The sequence below is a fragment of the Bradyrhizobium sp. genome (assembly GCF_049581145.1).
Taxonomy (GTDB): domain Bacteria; phylum Pseudomonadota; class Alphaproteobacteria; order Rhizobiales; family Xanthobacteraceae; genus Bradyrhizobium.
Genome location: NZ_JBAURI010000392.1, coordinates 1 through 3,569, shown reverse-complemented (window position 1 = coordinate 3,569; position 3,569 = coordinate 1). Strand labels below are relative to the sequence as shown.

5 protein-coding genes are annotated in these 3,569 nt (G+C 61.5%); 3 read left to right on the top strand and 2 right to left on the bottom strand.

Annotated features, from left to right (window positions below; translation table 11 throughout):
• Both WCB02_RS12700 and WCB02_RS12695 read right to left on the bottom strand, forming a co-directional pair.
• On the bottom strand, nucleotides 1-180 hold a 180-nt coding region (locus WCB02_RS12700), incomplete at its 3' end, for an SDR family NAD(P)-dependent oxidoreductase (RefSeq protein ID WP_423958569.1).
• Nucleotides 181-217: 37 nt separating this feature from the next.
• On the bottom strand, nucleotides 218-964 hold the full coding sequence (locus WCB02_RS12695) for an SDR family NAD(P)-dependent oxidoreductase (protein WP_423958568.1): 747 nt from the start codon (nucleotides 962-964) through the stop codon (nucleotides 218-220).
• 148 nt (nucleotides 965-1,112) lie between these two features.
• Between WCB02_RS12695 and WCB02_RS12690 the strand changes: the two genes are divergently transcribed.
• The 3 genes from WCB02_RS12690 to WCB02_RS12680 all read left to right on the top strand — a co-directional run bounded on the left by WCB02_RS12690 (nucleotide 1,113) and on the right by WCB02_RS12680 (nucleotide 3,385).
• Nucleotides 1,113-1,997 (top strand): LysR family transcriptional regulator, encoded by an 885-nt coding sequence (locus tag WCB02_RS12690; RefSeq protein WP_423958567.1) that lies wholly within the window; start codon nucleotides 1,113-1,115, stop codon nucleotides 1,995-1,997.
• 265 nt (nucleotides 1,998-2,262) lie between these two features.
• A complete protein-coding gene (locus WCB02_RS12685; RefSeq protein ID WP_423958566.1) occupies nucleotides 2,263-2,538 on the top strand; it encodes a hypothetical protein in 276 nt (91 codons plus the stop codon).
• Nucleotides 2,539-3,136: 598 nt separating this feature from the next.
• Nucleotides 3,137-3,385 (top strand): hypothetical protein, encoded by a 249-nt coding sequence (locus WCB02_RS12680; protein WP_423958564.1) that lies wholly within the window; start codon nucleotides 3,137-3,139, stop codon nucleotides 3,383-3,385.
• Nucleotides 3,386-3,569: the final 184 nt, after the last annotated feature.

Below are 3,569 nucleotides of genomic sequence, written 5' to 3'. Positions count from 1 at the left end.
CGCATCGGCCTTGCCGCCTGCTTTGCGGATGTCGGCGACGACGTCTGCAGCCTGCTTGGCGCCGCTTCCGTAGTGGACGAGCACCAGCGCGCCCAGTCTGGCAAGCGCGAGCGCGCTGGCGCGGCCGATGCCGCGCGAGGCGCCGGTGACGAGAGCGGTCTTGCCCTTGAGATTGGTCATGGCGAAATTCCAGATATCCGAGAATGCGGGGGCGGAGTCAGCTGGCGGTCTTGCCGCCGTTGACGCGGATGATCTGGCCGGTGACGAAGGAGGCCTTGGCCGAGCCGAGGAACGTGATCGCATCGGCGATCTCTTCGGGCCTGGCGCCGCGCTTGAGCGGGACTGCGGCGTAGAACGCCGCCTTCTTGTCGGCTGTCCCGGTCAGGCGATCGAGCATCGCCGTGTCGGTCGGGCCGGGCGCCACCGCGTTGACGCGCACGCCGAAAGCAGCGGCTTCGAGCGCGGCAGACTTCGTCAGCCCTTCCACCGCGTGCTTGCTCGCGGTGTAAAGCGAGAGAGTGGCAGCACCACGCTCGCCCATGGTGGATGAGATATTGATGATGCTGCCCGCGCCCTGCGGCTGCATCACCCGCAGTTCGTGCTTCAGGCTGAGCAGCGTGCCAAGGACGTTGGTATCAAACATCCCGGCATAGCTCTCCGACGTCTGCGAGGTGAGCGGCCCGGGCCGGCCTTCGGTGCCCGCGTTGTTGACGGCCACATCGAGACGGCCAAAACGAGCGACCGTCCGATCGATCAACCGGCGAATATCGTCTTCGTGACGGACGTCGGCGGCGACGAATGCAGCCTCGGCCCCGAGGCCGCGCAACTCGGCTTCAAGCCTCTCGCCTTCGGCCTGGTGGCGGCCAGAAACGACAACCGCGGCGCCTTCCCGGGCGAAGGCCAGCGCGGCGGCGCGGCCGATTCCGGTGAGGGCGCCGGTAATGACGATGACGGGGGTACTCATGGCAACGTCCTTCCGCTCAAGCGCTTGCGCCGTCCTGCCGATGGAGTATGGCGGGGAGGAACGCCTGCTTGTCGGAGCGCTATTTGCGCTGCGCTGGCGCGTTTGAAAAAGACTTTGTAGGTTCTGGTCCATACCCGGGAGGCATGGAATGGAGCTCCGCCATCTTCGCTATTTTGTTGCGGTTGCCGAGGAAGGCAGCCTCACGGTCGCCGCCGGGAAGCGGCTCCATACGGCGCAACCCTCGCTCAGCCGCCAGATCAGGGATCTCGAATATGAAGTCGGCGTGCCCCTGCTGACCCGCAGCGTGCATGGCGTCGAACTGACCGCCGCCGGCCGCGCCTTCCTCGATCACGCGCGTCTTGCGCTCACGCAGGCCGAAGCCGCCGCGGAAGCCGCGAGGCGTGCCGCCCAGCCGGCCAAGCAGGTCTTTGCGGTGGGTTTTACCACGGGGCAGGAAGTCGACTGGCTGCCGCGCGCCACCAGCCTGCTGCGCGGCGAACTGGCCAATATCGAGATCCGGGTCTCGAGCGACCATTCGGCGACGCTTGCGAACGAGCTCGTGCAGGGCAAGCTCGACATCGCCTTTCTTCGCGCCGAACGGATCCCCGATATCGAGATCAGGGTGATTGCGAAGGAGCCGCTGCTCGTGATTTTGCCGAGCGACCACAGGCTCGCGCATCGCAAGACCGTTGACGTCAAGGATTTCGTCGGCGAGACCTATATCGGAGTCTCGAAAGTGCCGCGCGTGCTGCGCGGGATCATCGCCGATTACTTCACGCGCCGTAAGCTGGAAATAGTGCCGTCATTCGAGATCGACAATTATGCGATGGCGATTTCGCTTGTCGCCTCGACGCGCGGCGTCGCGCTGCTGCCTGCTTCGGCACGGCACTTCCTGCCCTGGTCCGTCGTCAGCCGGCCGCTCAAGGGTGAGGCTCCGACCGTCGATGTCGCGGTCGGCTATCACAAAGCCAACACGTCGCCGATCTTGCGGAGCTTCCTGTCCCGGATCGATAATCTCGTCGCGGCGTCATGACGAGGTGGCGGGCTTGGGCATCGCCGGCAGAAACGATCGGACGGCCTCAGCCGAGAGCCTCACGACGGATCCATCCGGTCAATCGATCGGCGGCGTCTCTGCGGTGGGTCAAGGCCCGCTGTGGCCGGCAGGCGGATGGCACCGCCGGTCCACCCCCAGCTGCGGAAATGCCCGGTGCGTTCCGGGACTCACGCTTCGTGCCATAAGGCGACATCACGGACCGGGGTTCGGATATCGTGGGCACAGCGAACCGAGGAGCCATTGAGTGACAACGCGGCCTGAACTTGATCTGATAAAAGACCTTCTGCTTCACGAATGGGACCCCATTGGGGTGTCCGATTGCGAAGGGGCCGAAGATGAATACGATCGCTATGCGCTCCGGGTCTTTAGGATGCTGGGAGAGGAGGCCGATGCGAATGCCATCGCGCGTTATCTCACCTCCCTCGTCACATCAAGTATGGGACTTCGAGGAAACCCGGAAAAGGATCGAGCCATCGCGGCCAAAGCCGTTGCGATCCACGCGAGCAAAGCGGCCGATTGACGTCGCCAGCGGGGTAGCGCACGGAAACTGTCTTTGGGTACTCACGCCTTCGCATGTCCCTTGGGGGGGCCAGAAGCAGCCATGCTAAATCTCCTCGACCCGTAGCGGTACAACTGTCTCCGCTGCGTGATTTCTTCCGGGCCAGTTGCCCCAAATGACTTTGGCGTCGAAACTCTTACCTCGGTATCTAACGTTAATCACATCGCCCACAACAGGCACAGCGCCCTGAAAATAGTTTTCATCGCGACTAAGATCTTTCTCAGTCACAAGCTCGCCTGACTTGAGAAGGATTCGTTTGACCCAATATGGCACGTTTCAAGTCTCTGCTCATGTACCCACAACAGCGACTATTAAGAGATGAAAATACGGAAGATACAAGGTCCGTTCCGGGTCAAGGACGGCTGTGGCCGGCACGCTGATGGCTCAGCCGGTGTACCCTCAGCTCCGGAATTGGCCGGTACGCACCGGCACTTACGCTTCGTGCCACGAGGAGACATTGCCAACCAGGCCGCACTCGTGGTCTCTTCAGTGCGTAACAGGTCAAATCGGCCCCCTTTGCGATTGAAACAGAAACATGCCAGGACCATCTACAAGCAACATGCGTCAGCTGCCCGACGTCTTCTCATTAAAGCGGCTGCTCCAATCCGTTGCGATCCTTGATGCAGTAATCTGCCCTGAGTGGCCGCATCGATACTACTCTTTCAACGCAAATTGGGCCACGGGAGAAATGATGGGCTCAATGCGGAATGGTCAAGGCGATGAGTTTTTCGCATTGTTCAATTCTCATGGCGCCTTCATCAAAGGTTTTGATCACGAGTCGATGAGCATCGCTAAAGTTGCCGAGTAAGCAGTTCTATCGCGATCTGCCTCACCAATTCGCGGCTTGTTGCGGTGAACCTGCGTTCTCGCCGGAATTCGTCACATTTTGCATATGGCGCCTTTCCGAAGCGCCTGCATGGTCCAGTGCAACAATTGCGCTGCCTGCATCCAGAGATAGCGATGGCTCGGCGTATCTGCTTGCAATACTTGAT

Excerpts from the sequence above, each read along its gene's own strand:
- WCB02_RS12695 (WP_423958568.1), bottom strand. The coding sequence starts at position 964 with ATGAGTACCCCCGTCATCGTCATTACCGGCGCCCTCACCGGAATCGGC.
- WCB02_RS12690 (WP_423958567.1), top strand. The coding sequence starts at position 1,113 with ATGGAGCTCCGCCATCTTCGCTATTTTGTTGCGGTTGCCGAGGAAGGC.
- WCB02_RS12680 (WP_423958564.1), top strand. The coding sequence starts at position 3,137 with ATGCGTCAGCTGCCCGACGTCTTCTCATTAAAGCGGCTGCTCCAATCC.